Source organism: Nocardia sp. NPDC050710, from assembly GCF_040654375.1.
Classification (GTDB): domain Bacteria; phylum Actinomycetota; class Actinomycetes; order Mycobacteriales; family Mycobacteriaceae; genus Nocardia.
Window position 1 is genome coordinate 154,359 of sequence record NZ_JBFAHV010000012.1, and the last position, 18,428, is coordinate 172,786.

The window sequence follows — 18,428 nt, forward strand, 5'->3', positions numbered from 1 at the left end:
CTCATCGGTCCCGGCGAGAAGCCAGGTGGGCCAGCGCCACCAGGTCCTGCGCGGTGGACACATCGGTCAGCGCGGCGATCGCGGCTCGGACGCGCTGCTCGGCGTCCCGCAGCGCCCGGCGGCGTCCGCCCGCCGACTCCACCAGCGCGGCGGCACGTTCGGTATCCATCGATGCGGTCTCCGAACCGCTGTGATACATGGCGGCCAATTCGGATGCGGCATGCGTGCCGGAGTCCAGCGCGGCCACCACCGGCAACGACATACTGCGGCGGGAAAGGTCGTTCGCGGGCTTTCCGGTGACACTCGGATCACCCCAGATGCCGATGAGGTCGTCGACGAATTGGAATGCCATGCCGAGTTCGCGCCCGAAGGTGGTCATCCGCGATACGGCCGCCGCATCCGCGTCGGCGCACAGGGCACCCAGGGCGCAGGCACAGCCCATCAGCGACCCGGTCTTGGCCATCGCCATCCGGGCGTACTCGCCCACATCGACGCGGCGATCGGCGCCGAATCGGCAGTCCTCGTGCTGACCACGGCACATCTCGATCACGGTCATCTCGAGCCGGGAGACCGCGGAGGTCGCCAGCCGATCCGGCAACCCGGCCACCAGCGTCCGGACCGCCAGTGCGTGCAGCGCGTCACCGAGCAGGATCGCATCGGGCACACCCCACAGCTTCCATACCGTCGGCCGGCCCCGGCGGTTCTGGTCGGCGTCCATGACGTCGTCGTGCAGCAGCGTGAAGTTGTGCACCAATTCGACTGCGGCAGCGGCGGTTACCGCTGACAGCGGAGCGCCTCCGCATGCGGCCGCGGCACAGATCGTCAATGCGGGCCGCAGCGACTTTCCCGGTTGGGCGAGGGTCGGCACGCCGCCGCTGTCCCACCAGCCGAAGTGATAGCCGCCCATCAGGCGTAAGGGCTCGGGCAACGACGAAATCGCTTCGCGCAGAATCGGTTCGCATAGTTGTCTGGTATTCGTCAGGATCTCGTCGGCCCGGCGGTGAGCCGCCGCCGCAGTCATCTCGACCATCGGCATACACCTTCCTCTGAGGCATGCAGCCGAATTCCGCCCATCGTCGATGGACGGAGTTCGATTGCCGGGCAGTCGATTCCGATCCCGACATGGCCGGTGACGGAAACGATCCACCCGAAGACGTGACCGGGGGTGCTGGATCAGTCGGCTTGCCGGGCGACCAGGACGTTGTCGAGCACCCCGAGCGCGTCGGGGACGAGGACGGCGGCGGAGTAATAGCAGCTGACGAGGTAGGAAATGATGGATTGGTCGTCGATGCCCTTGAAGCGGACGTTCAGACTCGGCGCGTATTCGTCGGGGATCCCGGTCTGGTGCAGGCCGATAACCCCCTGATCCTTTTCCCCGGTGCGCAGCGCGAGGATGGAGGTGGTGGCAGTGCCGCTGACCGGGATCTTCCCGCAGGGGAAGACGGGAATGCCGCGCCAGGCGGGTACGCGGTGTCCGTCGATCTCGACCGGATCGGGGTAGATGCCGCGTTTACTGCATTCGCGCCCGAATGCGGCGATGGCTTTGGGGTGGGCGATGAACAGTGTGGTGTTGCGGCGCATGGACAGCAGTTCGTCCATATCGTCGGGGGTGGGCGGCCCGGATTCGGTGTAGATGCGTTGCTTCAGGTCGCAGTTGTGCAGGAGCCCGAAGTCGGGGTTGTTGACCAGGTCGTATTCGCGCCGTTCGTAGAGCGCTTCGACGGTGAGCCGCAACTGCTGCTGGATCTGGTTCATGGGATCGTTGAACAGATCGGCGACCCGGGAGTGCACGCGGAGCACGCTTTGGGCGAGACTGAGCTCGTATTCGCGCGGGCTGGCGTCATAGTCGACGAATGTGCCCGCGAGCAGCGGTTCGCCCGCATGCCCCGAGGCGATCTCGATATCCGCTTCACCTTTGGCGTTCTGTGGTTTCGCGGGTGCGGCGGCGACCCGCGAGAGATGCTCGCGCAGAGTGGGGATGGTGTCGAGTAGTTCGTCGAGTGCCTGCCGCCCGAGGACGAGCATCGTGGTTCTGGTGAGGGTTTTGACGGTGACCGGCCAGATCGCCGACGGGTCGGTGAGGGTGTCCTCGCCGTAGAAGTCGCCGCCGCCGAGAAGTCCGAGCACGGTGTGTTCGCCGAATTCGCCGGTGCCGATTTCGGTGAGTTTGCCGTGCACGACGAGTACGACCTGATTCATGGGGTTGCCGAATTCCGCCACAACGGTGCCGGGTTCGAGGTCGCGCTGTTCGAAACGGCCCGCGAGCGCGCTCAACGCTTCTTCGTCGTCGAAATCGCGCAATTGCGGGAGCTCGGTCAATTCCAGTGGGATAACCCGGGCTTGGGCGCCGTCGACGATGAATTCGACCTCGCCGTTGCCGACGGTGTGGGTCAACCGCCGGTTCACCCGGTACACGCCGCCGTTGACCTGCGTCCACGGCAGCATTCGGGTCAGCCAGCGGGAGCTGATCCCCTGCATCTGCGGTTCGGACTTGGTGGTCGTGGCCAATTGCTGGGCGGCAGTGGTCGACAACGACTTACGAACATTGTTTTCCGTATGGACAGGCATATCGATGGTCATGCGTGGTCCTCACCTCGAGGTGGTCACCGGGAGACGGAGCGATCGCGGTGGTGCGGATCTCGAATTGTCGAAGACTGCGGGGCACCGCAAAAGAAACAGGCAGCACTATGCCTGCGGACACTGATCACACGAGCGAATCAACTTACGGGACAGCGTATTCCGAACGGGATCGATGCTAAGCCGGATCAGCCGCCGCCCGCAGCCGAAATTCGAAGATCCCGAGCGGTCCATTCCGCGGATGGTAACGACATGCACTCGATCGAGAAGCTCACCCGCAACATCATCGGATGAATCGGCCGCCCCTAGGCCGATTCGACCTTCGAGAGGCTCGTGGCCTGCCGATCGGCGCGGGCCTCCGGTTCGTCCCCGCAGCCCTCGGCGGCGCGGTGAGCCAACTGGTACTCGGCGTCGTCGCACGGGACATCCGCGACATGGTCCGGCTCCCGGTCGATTTCGGATTCGGCCGCGATCCGCCGTTGCAGCGGCTCCGGCACCAGCGACCACCACACTCCCGCAATCGCGAGCAGGGCTCCGGTAGCCGTCAGCGCCAGACCGTAGGACGTCTGCTGCGCGAGGGCGCCGACCGCGACGGGTCCGATAACCGTGCCGAGGTCGGCCGACATCTGGAAACCCGCCAGCACGGGCCCGCCGCGCGCCTTCGGCCCGATGATGTCGGCCAATGCGGCCTGCTGGGTCGGGGTGAACATGCCGGAACCCACCCCGGCCACCACCGAAGTCGCCAGCAGCCAGCCGAGATTCGGCGCATAGCCGAGTCCGGCGGTGCCGAGCGCGCAGATCAACGCCCCGGCGACCAGGAACGGCTTGCGTCCGAACCGGTCGGAGAGTCCGCCGGACCAGAACAGCACCGCCACGTTTCCGGCGGCGAAGGCGGTCAGCGCGACACCGGCCATACCGGTCGGCTGGTCGAGCACCTCGACAACCAGCAGCGGCACCAGTGCCATTCGGACACCGAAGATGGCGGCTCCGTTCGCGAAGTTCGACCAGAGCACCGCGCGGTACTCCGGGCGCGCCAGCGCCGCACGGAAACTCATCAGTCGCAGTTCACCGGAGGTCTCCGGGGCGGCGAGATGGGAATTGCGCAGGCTCAGATAGACGGCGGCGCTGACCCCGAGCAGCGCGATCGCATAGATGACGAACGGCGCGCGCAGTCCGAGCCCGGCCAGCGCGCCACCGACCAGCGGACCGCTGATCGAACCGACCAGGAAACTCGTCGACCACAGCCCGGAGACCCGGCCCCGATGTTGCGGCGGCGAGATCCGGATCACCAGCGCCAGCGAGGAGACGGTGAACATGGTCGACCCGATGCCGCCGACCGAACGCAAAACCATCAGCTGCCAATAACTCTGGGCCAGGGCGCTGGCCCCGGTGGAGGCCGCCACGATGAGCAGCCCACCGAGGTAGACCGAACGCTCCCCCAGCCGCTGCACCAATCGGCCGCTCACCGGGGCGAACAGCAATCGCATGGCGGCGAACGCGCTGACGATGGCGGAAGCGGCCGCCACCCCGACCCCGAAGCTCCTGGCGAATTGGGGCAACACCGGTGCCACCAAACCGAATCCGATGGCGATGATGAACGCGGCACCGACCAGCACCCAGATTTCGGTGGGCAGTGTGCGCTCGCCACCCGCCGATGTGGATCTACTACTCACCCGACAGCGCCTGCCCGACCATCTCCTCCGCGGCCGCCTGCACCTGGGCCAGGTGCGCGGGACCGTGGAACGACTCGGCGTAGATCTTGTACTTGTCCTCGGTGCCCGAGGGGCGGGCCGCGAACCAGGCGTTCTCGGTGGTGACCTTGAGCCCGCCCAGCGGCGCGCCGTTGCCACGGGCACGGGTGAGGACCGCGGTGATCGGCTCGCCCGCGATCTCCTTGGTGGTGATCATGTCCGGTGTCAACTTCGCCAACAGCTCTTTCTGTTCCACGGTCGCGTTGGCGTCGATCCGGGCGTAGGCGGGGCTGCCGTAACGGCGTTCGAGTTCGACATAGCGGGCAGACGGGCTCTGTCCGGTGACGGCCGCTATCTCGGCGGCCAGCAGCGCCATCAGGATGCCATCCTTGTCGGTGGTCCAGACGGTGCCGTCGTGCCGCAGGAACGATGCGCCCGCGCTCTCCTCGCCACCGAAAGCCAGACTGCCACTGAACAACCCGGGCACGAACCATTTGAAGCCGACCGGCACCTCGTGCACATCGCGGCCGAGCACGCTCACCACCCGGTCGATCATGGACGAGGTGACGACCGTTTTCCCGATCTTGGTCAGCGCATCCCAGCCCATCCGGTTCGCCACCAGATATTCGATCGCGACGGCCAGGAAGTGATTCGGGTTCATCAGCCCGCCGTCCGGGGTGACGATGCCGTGCCGGTCGGCATCGGCGTCGTTGCCGGTCGACAGGTCGTAGTCGTCCTTGATCGCGACCAGCGCCGCCATGGCATAGCGCGAGGACGGATCCATCCGGATCTTGCCGTCGCTGTCCAGCGTCATGAACCGCCAGGTCGGATCTACGAACGGGTTGACCACCTCGAGTTCGAGGTCGTAGCGCTGCCCGATCTCCTCCCAGTAGTCGACGCTGGCCCCACCCATCGGATCGGCGCCGAGCCGGATGCCCGCACCCCGAACCGCGTCCAGGTTCAGCACATTCGGCAGATCGGCGATGTAGTGGTCGAGATAGTCGTACCGCTCGACGCTGGTCTCCATGGCCTGGCGCAGCGTGGTGCGCTTGACCTCGGACATGCCGTTGCGCAGCAGTTCGTTGGCGCGAGCCGCGATCGCGTCGGTGGCTTTGGTGTCGGCCGGACCACCGTGCGGCGGGTTGTATTTGAAACCGCCGTCGCGCGGCGGATTGTGCGACGGGGTCACCACGATGCCGTCGGCCTGATGTTTGGCGCCGCCGCGATTGTGCCGCAGCACAGCGTGACTCAGTGCCGGGGTCGGGGTGTACCTGTCGCGGGCGTCGATCACCGCGGTGACCTGATTGGCGGCGAGCACCTCGAGCGCGGTTGTCCACGCGGGCTCCGAGAGGGCATGGGTGTCCCGGGCGAGGTACATCGGACCGGTGATGCCGCGGGTAGCCCGGTACTCCACGATCGCCTGGGTGATGGCCAGGATATGCGCCTCGTTGAAGGCGGTGTCCAGGCTGGATCCGCGATGGCCCGAGGTACCGAACGACACCAGCTGCGCGGGATCCGACGGATCCGGGATGCGGCTGTAGTACGCCGTCACCAGCTGTGCGATGTCTTCCAGGTCGGTGGGCCGCGCGGGACGCCCGGCTCGATCGTGAGCCATGCTCGGGTCTCCCTTCCGTGTCGGCTGTGCCCGGCTCGTCATCAGGATCATGTCCACAACCACTGGGTCGTGGACATGGCGGCGTACACCGCGGCCAGGCCGGCCGCCACACTGATCACTACGTTGCCCACCGCAAAGAGGTAGGCGCCGTCGGTGAACAGCCGGATCGTCTCGTAGCCGAATGTGCTGAACGTTGTCAGCGCACCGCAGAAGCCGGTTCCGGCGGCGGCCAGCACCGGGCTGGCCGCGCCGGCGCCGATGAGAGCGCCGAGCATCGCCGAACCGACAATGTTAACGGTGAAGGTGCCCAGCGGCAGCAGGGATTCGAAACGGGCTGCGACGGCGCGGTCGATCAGATAGCGGGCGGGCGCGCCGACCATTCCGCCGAGCAGCACGAGCAGCACGATATTCATCGGCCCGCCCCCGGGGCCGACTGCCATATCTCGATCGCCGACATGGCGACGTTCACCGGTGCGAGGATCTCGGCGTTCTGTTCGACGAAGGCGCGCAACCGCTCGGTCTCGTCGACGATCATCACCAGCACGGGTAGGTGCTCGGCCAGGTCGAGGATCCGGCTGGTGTGGATGTGCGAGGAGGCGCCGTATCCCTCGACACCGCGCCAAACACTGGCACCGGCCAGACCCGAGTCGCGGGCCCGGCGCACGATCTCGTGGTACAGCGGACCGTGGCGCCACTTGTCGTCCTCGTCGAGCAGCACCGTCAACCGCGCCGCCGGCTTCCATTGTCCCGCCGCCGGATCCGCGCCGACCGGTGAACCGCTATTCATCGCGCCCGACCCCTTCCGTGGGTGTTCGAAGTTATCCACCGTGCCGTCCCCGCCGCGTAGTTCCGAACACCAACCGCGCCGCGACCATGCCGAGTACCACCGCTGCGAGCGCCGCCACCACCGTTCCCCCGAGATATCCGAGCGCCTCGACCATCGCGCCCGATTCGAGCAGTCTACGAATCTCGAGGCAGTAGGTCGAAAAGGTGGTGAATCCGCCCAGCACACCGACGCCGAGGAAGGGGCGTAGCAGTCTGTGGGCTACCCACACCTCGGTGATCAGAATCATCAGAATTCCGATCGCGAAGCATCCCACGACATTGACGGCGAACGTCGACCAGGGCACCTGTCCCGCACGCACCGGCCAGTGCACCCCGACGGCATAGCGCAGCAGCGCGCCGAGTCCGCCGCCGACCGAGATCACCAGCAGCACCGTCGACTCCACGGCCGGGGTACGGGCCTGCCGACCCATGTGCTGACCTCCTGCCGCGCCGAATGTCACCGGCGCAACTCTATCGGTTGGACGGTGCGCCGGTCCGCGCCGGGACACCGCGCGAACTACGAACAGCGACGTTCGTTGACATGTGGACCCGATCGACGTACGAATGCCACGAAGGTTTCGCCGAAGTTCCATCCACCCCTCACATATTCAGGTCGGGAGCGATCGATGGCGGCACGACGGGCAGTTTCGAAGACCCATCCGGACGGGGCGCAACCTCATCACCCGGGGCTGCGGCAAATCTTCGGCAGACGAATCTCGGACAGACGACGCGTGCTGCGTCGCCTCGCGGCGGTCGCCCTTTCCGCGACGGTGGCGAGCATCGCGTACGCGCCACCCGCCACCGCGGCGCCGATCTACCCGATCCCCGACGGAGACGCCTTCTATTGGGCGCCACCGGATCTGGCCGCCTTCCAACCCGGCGACGTGCTGCGCAGCAGGCCGATGCCGACCGACGCGTACCCCGGCGCCACCGCCTGGCAGCTGCTGTTCCGCACCACCAATTCACAGAACGCGCCGATCGCGGCCGTCACCACGGTGCTGATTTCGGCGGGCGGCGGCAACGACCGGCCCCTGGTGTCGTATCAGCCGATCATCAATTCGCTCGGCACCCAGTGCGCACCCTCGCACAGCCTCTTCGACGGCAGCATGGATGAGGCGCCCGCGCTGAACCTGCTGCTGGCCCGCGGCTGGGCGCTGGCCATCCCGGACCACCTCGGCCCGACCAGCGCGTTCGGCGCGGCTCAACTCGGCGGCCGCGTCACACTCGACGGCATCCGCGCGGCCAAGCGATTCGGGCCCGCGGGCCTCGGCGCCAGCCCGGTCGGCCTGGCCGGTTATTCCGGCGGCGGTATGGCGACCGGTTTCGCGGTGGCGATGGCCCCGGACTACGCGCCCGAACTGCCGATCGTCGGCGCCGCCCAGGGCGGGGTCCCGGTGAATATCGGCAAGCTCGCCCGCGACCTCGGGGCCATGCCGAACCCACTGTTCGGTCTAGGCTTCGCGGCCGCGATGGGACTGGAGCGCGAATACCCGGGCGAAATACGGCTCGAGCGGATCCTCAACCCGGCAGGCGACGCGCTGGAGGCGCAGATCGCCAACGCGTGCAGCAGCGAGATCATCAGCGCCGGCGCGAACCGCAGCTTCCGCGATGTCTTCTCCGGCGCGATGGATGCCGATCCGGACACCGTCCGAATCCTGCACGAGAACAGCCTGGAGACCTATCCCGGCGTGCCGCGGGTACCGATCTACCAGTGGCACGGCACCGCCGACGAGGTGAACCCGTGGCTGGTGCGCGAGGTGACCGGACGCTATTGCGCCGCAGGCACTCCGGTGCTGCTGGACCTGATTCCCGGTGCGGACCACAATGGCGCGATCTACACGGGCGCGCCACGGGCGTTCAACTATCTGAGCGACCGGTTCGCGGGACTCCCGGCACCGAGCAACTGCTGACAACACAGCGCCCGCGTCGCATTCTTGGGACGCGGGCGCTGTGCCGTTCGGGCTGAACGTTCGGCTCTCAGTGGGCGAGTACCAGCTCACCCTCCGCGGGCGCGGGAACCTTGTTCGGCATCAGCACCCCGGCCAGCACCGCACCGACCACGAAAATCGCGGTGGCCCACCAGAAGCTGGTGGTGTAGCTCTCGATCTGCGCCTGCGCCACGGCCATCGGGTTCGGCTGCCTGGTCGACAGGTAGTCGGAGGCGGCCGAGGCGGCGATGGTGCTCAACAGCGCGGTGCCGATCGAACCACCGACCTGCTGGCTGGTGTTGATCATGGCCGAGGCCACACCGGCGTCCTCGTGGTCCACTCCCGCGGTCGCGCCCTGGAAGGCGGTCGCCATCGCGCCACCGAGGCCGAGGCCCATCAGGATCAGCGCCGGCAGCACGTGGGTGGTGTATCCGGTATCGAGGCCGATCCGGGTCAGCCAGGCCATACCCGCCGCGGCGACCAGGAATCCGGCGGTCACGACGACCTTCGGACCCACCTTGGGCAGCAGCAGCGAGGGCGTGGTCGTCGAGGACAGGATCATCGCCGCCACCATCGGCAGGAAGGCCAGGCCGGTCTTGATCGGCGAGTAGCCCATGCTCAGCTGCATGTAGTAGGTCAGGAACAGGAAGATCGCGAACATCCCGATACCCATGACGAATACGGTCATGTAGGAGCCGCCGCGGGTGCGGTCCAACACGATGCGCAACGGAAGCAGCGGGTGCGCGACCCGGGTCTCCACCCAGACGAACACCGCGAGCAGCGCGGCGCCGCCGATCAGGAAGGCCAGGGTGACCGGGTTGGTCCAGCTGGTCGACTCGGCGTGCGAGAAGCCGTACACGATGCCGAACAGCGCGGCGGTCACCACCACGGTGCCCGGAATGTCGAGCTTGGGTCGTTCGGCGGCGACATGCTTGGCCAGCAGCAGGACCGCGCCGACCAGTGCGACGGCCGCGAAGGCCAGGTTGACGAACATCACCCAACGCCAGGAGGCCCATTCGGTGAGCATGCCGCCGAGCAGCAGGCCCAGTGCGCCACCGGTACCGGCGACCGCACCGAAGATGCCGAAGGCCTTGGCGCGCTCGGCGGGTTCGGTGAAGGTGACCGTCAGCAGCGACAGCGCGGCGGGCGCCAGCAGCGCGCCGAAGACGCCCTGCCCGACCCGGGCCGCCACGAGCATCTCGAAGCTGGTGGCCGCGCCACCGATGGCGGAGGCGACGGCGAAGCCGATCAGGCCGACGATGAAGGTATTGCGCCTGCCGAACAGGTCGCTCAGGCGGCCGCCGAGCAGCAGAAGACTGCCGAAGGCCAGTGCGTATCCGGTGACCACCCACTGACGATCACCGTCGCTGAAGCCCAGATCCGCCTGGGCCGCGGGCAGCGCGATATTCACGACGGTCGCGTCGAGCACGACCATGAGCTGTGCGACGCCGAGGACGGCGAGCACCCACCAGCGCAGGGCGTGTGAGCCCCGGCGGCCGGAATCCGGCTTCGCGGGTGCCCCACGGTCGATCGTGGTAGTCATACGTTCCCTTTGCCTCGAGCCTTGATGCGGAGATATCCCCTCCGCTTAATGTCAGTAGCTTACACAAGAACGGAGACAGGACCTCCACTTAATCCCGGGCATTGCTAACATGGGGGTGTGAATCACGCCACGGCCACTGCCCCACCCCGGCGTCTGCGTGCTGATGCGGCGCGCAATCAGCAGCGGATCGTCGCCGCCGCGCGCGAACTCTTCGCCGATCACGGCCTGGAAATCACCCTCGACGATGTCGCCGAGCGAGCGGGTGTCGGCGTCGGCACGGTCTATCGCCGCTTCGCCAACAAGAAGGAACTGATCGCCGAGGTCTTCGAGCAGAATATGGACGAGTTCGCGGTGGCCGCCGAAGAGGCGCTACAGCATCCCGACCCATGGGGCGGACTCGTGCAGTTCTTCGAATACGCCTGCACCCACCTGGCCACCAATCGCGGCTTCAGTGAAGTGATGCTCGAATTGGAAGACGATCTGGAGCGATTCACCGCGGTGCGCGATCGCATCAAGCCGACCGTCGCCGGCGTCATCGATCGCGCCGCCGCCGCGGGCGTACTCGCCCCCGGTGTCGAGGCCTCCGATTTCTTCGCCCTCATCCATATGGTCGAGGCGGTGGGACAGTTCTCCAGGCCGGTCAACCCGACGACGTGGAAGCGATATATGGCGATCGCCCTCAACGGCGTGCGCGCGGACTCGGTCCCACGCAGGCCACTCACCGTACCTCCGCTCAGCGATGACGAAGTCGAACTGGCCAAGACCCACGTCTGCACCGGCCGTCGCCGGTAGCACAGCCGTAACAGGCGAAAACACCACCTGAGGTAGCGCGCGTCGCAATCCATCCCCTACAGTTGGACACATGACCAACTCGTGGGTGAACTGGGCCGGCGATCAGCACTGCGCGCCGGCGACCATCGCCGCACCGCGCACCCTCGACGAGGTTGCCGAAACCCTGGAACTCGCCGCGAGACGCGGCCGCACCGTGCGCGTCGCGGGGTCGGGACACTCCTTCACCGACGCCGTTCTCACCGACGGCGTGCTGATGAACCTGTCGAATATGAACCGCATTGTCGAGGTCGACAGCGCCACCGGATTGGTACGGGTCGAAGGCGGCATCACTCTGAACACGGCCAGCAGCGCGCTACACGCCGCGGGCCTGGCCTTCCCCAACCTCGGGGATATCGACGTGCAGACCATCGCCGGCGCCACCGCGACCGGAACCCACGGTACCGGCGCCACCCTGCAGAACCTCTCGGCCGCCATGCATTCCATCGAATTGATGCTCGCCGACGGCAGCCGGGTGGAACTGAACGCCGAGACCGATCCGGACGGCTGGCGGGCGGCGCGGGTCAGTGTCGGCGCCCTCGGTGTCGTCACCGCCGTGACATTGCAAATGGTTCCGTCGTTCGTACTGGAAGGTATCGAGCGTCCGGTACCGATCGAGGAGATCCTTGACGATCTGGACTCCCATGTCGACGGCAACGAGCACTTCGAGTTCTACATGTTCGCGCACAGTCCGCTGGCCATGACCAAACGCAACAACAAGGTCGACCTGCCGGAGCAACCGCGCGGCAAGGCCGTCGACTGGTTCGCCGATATCCTGATGTCCAACTACGCCTTCGACGCGCTGTGCCGCCTCGGCAAGTGGCAGCCCGGCCTGGTCCCGTGGATCCACCGCAGCGCCGCCTATGCGGGCAGCTACCGCCGCCAGGTGGACCGCTCCTACCGGGTCTTCGCCTCCCCCAGACTGATTCGCTTCACCGAGATGGAATACGCCATCCCGCGCGCGCATTCCGCCGCGGCGATTCGCGAAATCAAGGAATTGGGTAGGAAATTCGACACGGCCATGCCGATCGAGGTGCGGTGGGTCGCCCCGGACGACGCGTTCCTGTCCCCCGCGGGTGGGCGCGATACCTGCTATATCGCCGTGCACCAGTACCGCGGCATGGAGTGGGAACCGTATTTCCGTGCCTGCGAGGCGGTTTTCGACAAGTACGAGGGGCGCCCGCATTGGGGCAAGCGCCACTTCCAGACCGCCGACACCCTGCGCGACAGGTATCCGCACTGGGACCGCTTCGCCGAGGTGCGCCGCAGGTTCGACCCCAAGGGCATGTTCACCAACCCCTACCTGGACCGCGTCCTCGGCCCGGTCGGCTGAATCGGCTTCGCCCGCACCGTCAGTCGGCCAGTAGCTCGGCCACGATGCGTGGCACCGCGGTGCCGATCGGCTCGTTGACGACCTCGGTGGCGATCGCGTCGTAAGGCGTCGGCTCCGCATTGACGATGACCAAGTCGGCGCCGCTGTCGACGGCGACCGCGCACATCGAGGCCGCCGGTTCCACCTGCAACGAGGTGCCGATCGCCAGGAAGATATCGCTGGTCTCGGCGGTGAGCATGGCCTTCATCATGCTGCGGCGGTCCATCTGCTGGCCGAACATGATGGTCCCGGCCTTCAGGATGCCACCGCAGTCGGGGCACGGCGGATCGGCCTCACCCGCGGCGACGCGCTCCAGCGTCGCGGCCATACTCGTCTCGAAATCGCACCGGACACAAACGACGTCGAACATATTGCCGTGGATCTCTATGACCCGCTCCGGTGGCGATCCGGCGCGCTGATGTAGACGGTCGACGTTCTGGGTGATGATCGTGACGGCGCGCCCGGCGCGTTCCAGCTCCGCCAGGGCGGTATGCGCGGCATTCGGCCGCGCCTGCCACGCCGGGTTGTCGCGCCGCGCCAGCCAGGACCGCTGCCGCAGTTCGGGATCGGCCAGGTAGTTGTCGTAGGTCGACAGCAGTTCGGCGATGGGATCTTCGGTCCACACCCCGCGCGGACCGCGGAAATCGGGAATGCCGGAATCAGTGGAGATTCCGGCCCCGGTGAGCACCCCGATCCGTCCCGGGCGCTTGCGCCACTCGGTCGTCATGTCAGCCAGCGTAGGGCGCGTCACGCGGCCGGACCACCGGCTTCTCCGGTCGCCCTAGAGAATGAGAGAGTGTTACGATAATCATCTCATTGCATTGTCGGACCCGGCCACCACCGGGCCCACTCGAGACCGAGTCCGATCAAAGGAGATCGATATGACCGCGGCCGTCGCCACCGAATCCACCATGCCCGTGCGCGCGCCATTCGGCCCCGGCACCCGCATGTGGGACGAGACCGGGCTGATCACCTTCTCCCTCACGGCGGGCTCCGCCTTCCTGCTACAGACCATGGAGCCGACCATCTCCGCGGTGGTCGACGCGCACTCCACCTTCCGCACCGACCCGATGGGTCGCGCCCTGCGGAGCATCTCCTCGGTGATGATGTGGATCTACGGCGGCGAGGAGGCGCTCGCCGAGGCCGACCGGCTGCGCGCCATGCATGCCTCGCTCAACACCACCGATGCCGCGGGCGTGCGGCACACCGCACTCGCCTCCGGCCCGTGGGCCTGGGTGCTACACACGGGCACCTTCGCCTTCACCGAGAACGCCGAATACTTCGCCCGTCGCCCACTCACCGCGGACGAGAAGGAGGCCTACTACCGCGAGACCGTCCAGCTGATGCGCAATTTCTCGGTGGCGCCCAAAGAGATTCCGGAGAACTACGCCGCCTTCGAAAAGTTCTTCGCCGACATGGTGGAGAACCGGTTGGAAGCGACGGATACCGCGCGGGCCTACCTGCGGGTGATCCGCTCCGTCGCCCCGCCGAAGCACCTCCCGCGGGTCCTCGCGCCGCTCTGGCGGGCCGCGGTGGCGCCGGTCGGCAGACTGCAGCACTTCGTCACCGTGGGCACCACACCGGAGCCCGCCCGCCGCAAGCTGGGCCTGCAATGGAGCGCGGCCGACGAGCGCAAGCTGCGCGCGCTGGGCCGGCTGATCGCATACCTGATACCGCTGCTGCCCGAACGGCTGCGCTACTTCCCGATCGCATACGAGGCCCGCAGACTGGAACGCGATCGCGCCCGGCTGCGCCGGATGATCGACCTGCGCCCCATGTGATCGACCCCGCCGAAGGCCCGCCGCGCACCGCCGCGGCGGGCCTTCGCACGTGCGCAACACGCGGAGTGCCGATGATCGTCGCGCCTCGCCGCGCGCGGTCGCAGGGAACGACGCGGGCAGAGCGGAACCACCCCCGACCTGCACGGCAATTTTCTGGCAAGCTATCAGTTATGCGCGCGAACGGTCCGAGGACCGCCCACACGCATCGGGCCGATGTCCGTATCCCTTACGCTACGACAGCGTTTCGGCCCGAGCAGCCCTCCGGACGGTACGCACCGGGACGACCCGTCCGGCGTCACGGCACACCCTGGTTCGCTCTTGACATCCGAAAGGCGCTCGATGGCCCACAAACCCAGCGTGCTGTTCGTCTGCGTGCACAACGCCGGACGATCTCCCATGGCCGCGGGATTCCTCACCGAGCTCGCCGGTGATCGCATCGAGGTCCGCACCGCGGGCAGCACCCCCGCGGCGAGCGTCAATCCCGTGGCCGTCGCGGCCATGGCCGAGATCGGCATCGATATCGCGGGCCAGACCCCGAAACAGCTGACCGATGAGGCCGTCGGCATTTCCGACGTCGTGGTCACCATGGGCTGCGGCGACGCCTGCCCGTACTTCCCCGGCATCAGCTACCGCGATTGGGTGCTACCGGATCCGTCCGGACAGAGCATCGAGGTGGTGCGCACCATCCGCGACCGCATCCGCATCCTGGTGGAGAACCTCATCGCCGAACTCGTCCCCGCGCCGACACACTGACGCCGCCGGTTCGCTGTCCGATTCGTTCAAGACCGCACCGCACGCCGTCTCCTACGCTGCCAATATGACCCCACAACTGGACTTCATCGGCATCGTGGTCTCGGATATGGCCGCCTCCCTCGCCTTCTACCGCCGGCTCGGGCTGGAGTTCCCCGAGGACGCCGAGACGGCCCCGCATACCGAGGCAGCGTTGCCCGGCGGGCTGCGCCTGGCCCTCGACACCGAGGCCACCGTGCGCTCCTTCCACCCCGAGTGGGAACAGCCGACCGGCGGGGGCCGCATCGGACTCGCCTTCCGCTGCGCCGATCCAGCCGAGGTCGACGCCGTCTACGCGGCGCTCGTGGACGCCGGATACCGGGGTGAGCTGAAGCCGTGGAACGCCGCGTGGGGGCAGCGCTACGCGGTGATCAACGACCCGGACGGCAATGGCGTCGACCTCTACGCGGCGCTCGAGTGATCATTCGCAGTTCGTCATGGATCCGCTAGTGAGCAACTCCCCCAACGGCATTCCCACCAGCTCGCGCACCTCGCGGGAGAGGTGGGCCTGATCCGCGTAGCCGGTGCGGGCCGCGGTGTCGGCGAGCGGGATACCCGTCCGCGCCGTCGCCACTGCCCGCTGTAACCGCAGGATGCGGGCCAGCGTCTTGGGCCCGTATCCGAAGGCCGCCAGCGAGCGACGATGCAGCGAACGAGCATTCAGCCCGGTCTCGGCCGCGGTCTCGGCCACCGAACGCCCGGCGTCCAGCGCCATGACGATCCGCCGCAGCCGCGGATCGGGCGGGTCGACGACGGCTGCCCTGCGCACCGCGATCTCCTCCAGCGCGGCGGTCCGGTCCGCGGCATCGTCGATGCGCGCGGTCATCTCGCGCACCGTGGCGGCGGGCCAGAGATCGGCCAGCTCGATCCGCCGGTCCCGCACTTCGTGCGCGGGCACCCCCAGCAGGGCCGGTGCGGACCCGGGGAAGAACCGGATCCCCGCGAAGGCGGTACCGACCGGCACCTCCGGACGGAACGCGGTGGTGTCGGGACCCGCGACGAATAACGCACCATCGCGCCACAGCAGGTCCATACACCCGTCCGGAAGGACCGGAGCGGCGCGATCGTGACGGGTGACGGTGCGGGTCCACAGCACCGCGCCGGCGAGTCGCGCGGGCCGCTCGCGGTAACCCGATTCCGCCGCATCCACGGTTCCGAGGCTACCCACCCCCACCGACAGCCCGGCGACTAATCTGAAGACACCCGCCCTCGGTTCAAGGACGGGTCCAGCGCATCGGACGACGGAGTCCGCGGCGGACTTCCCCGCGGGCGCCGGGCGCTGTCGCTCCTCCGTCGGAAGGGACCGCTGCCGGTATGACCGAGAGCAATACTGAGGACGCTGCACCGTTCGTCGACATCATCAATGGCGCTTTGGAATTCACTATTCCGGCCGCCGCGCGGATGGGGGTTCAGGCGGTCGAGGTGCGCCGCGGGTACGCCGCGACCACGGTTCCCGTCGAGGGGAACGGCAACCACTTCGGGGTGATCTACGCCGGCGTGCAGTTCACCGTGGCCGAGGTGCTCGGCGGCGCGATCGCGGTGGCGACGTTCGACAATTCGGCGTACTACCCGCTGGTCAAGGGGTTCGAGATCAAGTTCGTCGGGATGGCGAAGTCGCAGCTGCGGGCCCAAGCCACCCTGTCCGAATCGGAGATCGCGCGGATCGAGGCGGAGGCGGCGGAGCGCGGGAAGTCGGATTTCACGCTGGAGTCGGTGGTGACCGATGCCGAGGGGAAGACGGTGGCGATCACCAAGGGCCTCTATCAGCTGCGGGCGCACGGAAAGTAGTTCGAGCCCAGGATGATTCGGCGGTCGACGCGACGGCTGCCCGAATACCCCGCACCGTGCGCGCCGTCGGGCACGGTATGGGTATTCGCGGTCAGTGGGGGTTCATACCGCGCGGCGCAACCCGAATGTAGTGCGGTTCGGCGGCCGCGATTTTGTTACCCGGGTCTTTACAACCGACGGTGACCTCGGTGGCCGGTGGTGACGAAAACGTCCAGAGCGTGACCCACTCTGTGCCCGCGATTTCTTCTCGCTTCTTCACATCCGAAGAGCGCAGATCCTCGTTCCGCCCGCTGCTGTCGGTTACCGTGCAACGCAACCCGGTGACCGCGTCACCCCACGCGGCGGGCACCTTGATATCCATGACCGCGTCGGCCGGGATCAGTACCGTCCGCGTTTCGCCCGGCGCAATGTGTACACCGGCGCCGGATTCGGCGTCATCCTGGCCCGCAGCGGCATTCACCGGACTCGTGGATGAGGCGGCCGACGAGGTCGACGCCGTATTCGACGATGTGTCATCGGAGCACCCGGCCACCGCGACGGCCAACAGCGCGGGCACCGCCATACAGATCAGTCTCACAGGTCAACCTCTCGTCGCGCCCGCGCCCCAGGCGCCGGGCCGGATCAGCGATCGAACACAGCGGAAACTTTCCTCGGGAATGCACACTACAGGGCACCGCATTTCGCAGTTTATCGGCAAATATAGCGGGCGAGATCGGATCCGCCGACGGAATCCGGATTGCAGCGCATCCGGCACACGCCATTCACCGGCCGCACCCGGTCGCCACGGTGGCTAGGATCGTGCCGGTGGTCGCGACACCACCGCCGCCACCGCTCGTATTCCGGCCGCTATTCGTCTTGGAGAAACCCGATGACGTTTTCCGTCGCATTCGACACCCTCGATATTCCCGCCCCCGGCGGGTCCGCCGACGCCTATCTCACGCACCCGGACGACGGGTCCGCCCACCCCGGCCTGCTGTTCTTCATGGACGCCTTCGGCCTTCGGCCCTGGATTCGCGAAATGATGGAAACCATTTCCGCGCAGGGCTTTACCGTGCTCGCACCGAATATCTTCTATCGGACCGGCCGCGCGCCGGTCCGGCCGATGCCGGACTTCGACGAACCGAACGCTGATGCGAAGTTCTTTGCCGCGCTCGCCCCCGTGCGGCAATCGCTCACCCCCGATCGGTCGCTGCACGACGCGGGCGCCTACCTCGACTGGCTCGACGCCTCCGACTACGTGACACCGGGGGCGCTCGGCGTCGTCGGCTACTGCATGGGCGGCAGGCTCGCCCTGCGCACCGCGGGCGAATACGGGCCGCGCATCGCGGCCGCCGCCAGTTTCCACGGCGGCAGGCTCGCGGTGGAGGAGGCGCCCGACAGCCCACACCACGCCGCCGACCGGATGACCGCGGAACTGTACATCGCACACGCGAGCGCGGACCCGTCCATGCCCGCCGACCAGATCGCGCTGCTGGACAAGGCGCTCGACGCGGCCGGCGTGCGGCACACCTCGGTGACCTATCCGGACGCCGGACACGGCTTCACCATGCGCGACACCCCGGCCTACGACGCCGAGGCCTATCAGCGTCACCTGCGCGACCTGGTCGACCTGCTGCACCGGGCCATCCCGGGTGACCGCGCCCCGGCGGGCGGCGCAAGATGATCACAGGACTCGACCGGTACCCGAGGAG

Annotated in this window: 19 protein-coding genes; 8 read left to right on the plus strand and 11 right to left on the minus strand. The window is 67.5% G+C overall.

Annotated features, from left to right (window positions below):
* Position 1 precedes the first annotated feature (1 nt).
* From AB0H61_RS21615 to crcB (AB0H61_RS21645), 7 genes are all read right to left on the minus strand, one after another.
* Positions 2–1,030: a polyprenyl synthetase family protein gene (locus AB0H61_RS21615; RefSeq protein ID WP_357307184.1), complete on the minus strand. Its 1,029-nt coding sequence runs from the start codon at positions 1,028–1,030 to the stop codon at positions 2–4.
* Between the two features lie 143 nt (positions 1,031–1,173).
* Positions 1,174–2,580 (minus strand): family 2B encapsulin nanocompartment shell protein, encoded by a 1,407-nt coding sequence (locus tag AB0H61_RS21620; RefSeq protein WP_357307186.1) that lies wholly within the window; start codon positions 2,578–2,580, stop codon positions 1,174–1,176.
* 302 nt (positions 2,581–2,882) lie between these two features.
* Positions 2,883–4,250 carry an MFS transporter gene (locus AB0H61_RS21625; RefSeq protein ID WP_357307188.1) on the minus strand — a complete coding sequence of 456 codons (1,368 nt, stop codon included), beginning with the start codon at positions 4,248–4,250 and terminating at the stop codon, positions 2,883–2,885.
* Positions 4,243–5,883, minus strand: a complete 1,641-nt coding sequence (gene pgm, locus AB0H61_RS21630) for a phosphoglucomutase (alpha-D-glucose-1,6-bisphosphate-dependent) (protein ID WP_357307190.1) — start codon at positions 5,881–5,883, stop codon at positions 4,243–4,245. The genes AB0H61_RS21625 and pgm overlap by 8 nt, the downstream gene beginning before the upstream one ends.
* Before the next feature lie 47 nt (positions 5,884–5,930).
* A complete protein-coding gene (gene crcB / locus AB0H61_RS21635) occupies positions 5,931–6,296 on the minus strand; it encodes a fluoride efflux transporter CrcB (protein ID WP_357307192.1) in 366 nt (121 codons plus the stop codon).
* On the minus strand, positions 6,293–6,670 hold the full coding sequence (locus tag AB0H61_RS21640) for a DUF190 domain-containing protein (RefSeq protein ID WP_357307193.1): 378 nt from the start codon (positions 6,668–6,670) through the stop codon (positions 6,293–6,295). The genes crcB (AB0H61_RS21635) and AB0H61_RS21640 overlap by 4 nt, the downstream gene beginning before the upstream one ends.
* 31 nt (positions 6,671–6,701) lie before the next feature.
* Entirely contained in the window at positions 6,702–7,169 is a 468-nt protein-coding gene (gene crcB, locus AB0H61_RS21645; RefSeq protein ID WP_357307195.1) for a fluoride efflux transporter CrcB, read from the minus strand.
* A 273-nt stretch (positions 7,170–7,442) separates the two neighbouring features.
* Between crcB (AB0H61_RS21645) and AB0H61_RS21650 the strand changes: the two genes are divergently transcribed.
* Complete coding sequence (locus AB0H61_RS21650) at positions 7,443–8,618, plus strand: lipase family protein (protein ID WP_357307301.1); 1,176 nt, start codon at positions 7,443–7,445, stop codon at positions 8,616–8,618.
* A 67-nt stretch (positions 8,619–8,685) separates the two neighbouring features.
* Here AB0H61_RS21650 and AB0H61_RS21655 read toward each other — a convergent pair whose 3' ends face one another.
* Positions 8,686–10,179 carry an MFS transporter gene (locus AB0H61_RS21655; protein ID WP_357307197.1) on the minus strand — a complete coding sequence of 498 codons (1,494 nt, stop codon included), beginning with the start codon at positions 10,177–10,179 and terminating at the stop codon, positions 8,686–8,688.
* Between the two features lie 117 nt (positions 10,180–10,296).
* Here AB0H61_RS21655 and AB0H61_RS21660 point away from each other — a divergent pair, with 117 nt between their 5' ends.
* Together AB0H61_RS21660 and AB0H61_RS21665 are read left to right on the plus strand one after the other, a co-directional pair.
* A complete protein-coding gene (locus AB0H61_RS21660; RefSeq protein WP_357307199.1) occupies positions 10,297–10,971 on the plus strand; it encodes a TetR/AcrR family transcriptional regulator in 675 nt (224 codons plus the stop codon).
* 70 nt (positions 10,972–11,041) lie between these two features.
* On the plus strand, positions 11,042–12,340 hold the full coding sequence (locus tag AB0H61_RS21665) for a D-arabinono-1,4-lactone oxidase (RefSeq protein WP_357307201.1): 1,299 nt from the start codon (positions 11,042–11,044) through the stop codon (positions 12,338–12,340).
* 19 nt (positions 12,341–12,359) lie between these two features.
* On the opposite strand, the gene AB0H61_RS21670 is transcribed toward AB0H61_RS21665, so the two are convergent.
* A complete protein-coding gene (locus AB0H61_RS21670) occupies positions 12,360–13,106 on the minus strand; it encodes a Sir2 family NAD-dependent protein deacetylase (RefSeq protein WP_357307203.1) in 747 nt (248 codons plus the stop codon).
* A gap of 154 nt (positions 13,107–13,260) precedes the next feature.
* Here AB0H61_RS21670 and AB0H61_RS21675 point away from each other — a divergent pair, with 154 nt between their 5' ends.
* The 3 genes from AB0H61_RS21675 (at position 13,261) to AB0H61_RS21685 (ending at position 15,370) form a co-directional block, all read left to right on the plus strand.
* Positions 13,261–14,160 (plus strand): oxygenase MpaB family protein, encoded by a 900-nt coding sequence (locus tag AB0H61_RS21675; protein WP_357307205.1) that lies wholly within the window; start codon positions 13,261–13,263, stop codon positions 14,158–14,160.
* A gap of 339 nt (positions 14,161–14,499) precedes the next feature.
* Positions 14,500–14,913: an arsenate reductase ArsC gene (locus AB0H61_RS21680; RefSeq protein WP_357307207.1), complete on the plus strand. Its 414-nt coding sequence runs from the start codon at positions 14,500–14,502 to the stop codon at positions 14,911–14,913.
* A 64-nt stretch (positions 14,914–14,977) separates the two neighbouring features.
* Positions 14,978–15,370: a VOC family protein gene (locus tag AB0H61_RS21685; protein WP_357307209.1), complete on the plus strand. Its 393-nt coding sequence runs from the start codon at positions 14,978–14,980 to the stop codon at positions 15,368–15,370.
* On the opposite strand, the gene AB0H61_RS21690 is transcribed toward AB0H61_RS21685, so the two are convergent.
* Positions 15,371–16,099 (minus strand): helix-turn-helix domain-containing protein, encoded by a 729-nt coding sequence (locus AB0H61_RS21690; RefSeq protein WP_357307211.1) that lies wholly within the window; start codon positions 16,097–16,099, stop codon positions 15,371–15,373.
* 164 nt (positions 16,100–16,263) lie between these two features.
* Between AB0H61_RS21690 and AB0H61_RS21695 the strand changes: the two genes are divergently transcribed.
* Positions 16,264–16,737 carry a YiiD C-terminal domain-containing protein gene (locus AB0H61_RS21695; RefSeq protein WP_357307213.1) on the plus strand — a complete coding sequence of 158 codons (474 nt, stop codon included), beginning with the start codon at positions 16,264–16,266 and terminating at the stop codon, positions 16,735–16,737.
* A 91-nt stretch (positions 16,738–16,828) separates the two neighbouring features.
* Here the strand turns inward: AB0H61_RS21695 and AB0H61_RS21700 are convergent, their stop codons facing one another.
* A complete protein-coding gene (locus AB0H61_RS21700; RefSeq protein WP_357307215.1) occupies positions 16,829–17,314 on the minus strand; it encodes a hypothetical protein in 486 nt (161 codons plus the stop codon).
* Between the two features lie 291 nt (positions 17,315–17,605).
* Here AB0H61_RS21700 and AB0H61_RS21705 point away from each other — a divergent pair, with 291 nt between their 5' ends.
* Positions 17,606–18,400, plus strand: coding sequence for a dienelactone hydrolase family protein (locus AB0H61_RS21705; RefSeq protein WP_357307217.1), 795 nt, complete (start codon positions 17,606–17,608; stop codon positions 18,398–18,400).
* Positions 18,401–18,428 lie beyond the last annotated feature (28 nt).